This window comes from Microvirga massiliensis, from assembly GCF_001006805.1.
Lineage (GTDB): Bacteria > Pseudomonadota > Alphaproteobacteria > Rhizobiales > Beijerinckiaceae > Microvirga > Microvirga massiliensis.
In genome coordinates, this window is record NZ_LN811363.1 from 243,906 (window position 1) to 244,927 (window position 1,022).

Here is a 1,022-nt window from a genome sequence, read left to right on the forward strand (position 1 = left end):
GGCCAGCGGGGAAAAAAGAAAGCGACGCGGACCGCCCCCGCAACCCAGCCTGCCGGCCATCCGATCCCAACTGCTCGATCAGCTCGCGCAGCTCATGCATCTGCGATGTCCGGTCTGCCGAGCCCGCTTCACCCTTGGCTCCCTCAGCAAAGTGCCAAAGTAGTGTTAGACTCTATTGCCCCGAGTTATGGCGTTGGCGTTGACTCTTAATCAGCGGGTCCAAGGTTCGAGTCCTTGTACACCCACCAATCATCTCAATGACTTGCACTACCGTCGGCCACCGCTCTGAATTCCCAGTTAGCCGATAGGTAGCAACCGTCGCGGTGCTCCGGTTTCGAGCCTGCTCGATCGCTATTGCGTTCGTGTGTCTTCGATCCGCACGCGGCGGCTGACATGAATTCAGCTTCACAGATAGTCCGGAAGCAGACCTTCGCGGGCGAGCGACTTATGCAATGTTCGCCCAGCCCATCCTTCGACAAAGCAGCGCCGTGCCGTGTGCGCTCGATTGTGACATTCGAAACGAGGAATGACGGTGCTGCACCGACCCCGAGCCCGTTGATGGCCCATTGACGGTGGCTTCGCCGCTGTTCGATCGCGGGCGGCAATGTCAGCGAACGACAAGAGATTGGCTAAAGCCAACAAGAACCCGGCTGGTCCAATAGCTATATGGCCGTTCGTTAGGGGCGGGAAGGCACGAACCGACTCGAAGAAGGCTCCGGAAGAGAGCCCCTTAGACTGTTTGTCTACGTTGGCCGGCGGGGTCGAGTTCTCGGAGCCGCTGGTCACGCCTTACGACTATCGAGCCTTACTCGCCCAGTGCTGGGAGAACTCCATGAGGCCACGCCGCACCCTTACGGCCGCCGAGAAGCGTGTCCTGTCCACGTTGCGGATACACGGTCCCGCAGTGAGGATCTGGCGCAGTAACCGCCAGGACAACTACTCGTGGTGGGTCGCGGACCAGCCGGTTACCCGGATCGTCCACTCCTTGGCCGTGAAGGGATATCTTAGAGCCTGACTGGAAA

General features: G+C 59.8%; 1 protein-coding gene. It reads left to right on the plus strand.

What is annotated here, in order from left to right:
- Nucleotides 1-832: 832 nt before the first annotated feature.
- Nucleotides 833-1,015 (plus strand): RNA-binding protein, encoded by a 183-nt coding sequence (locus BN1233_RS47700; RefSeq protein ID WP_147707696.1) that lies wholly within the window; start codon nucleotides 833-835, stop codon nucleotides 1,013-1,015.
- The last annotated feature ends 7 nt before the right edge of the window (nucleotides 1,016-1,022 follow it).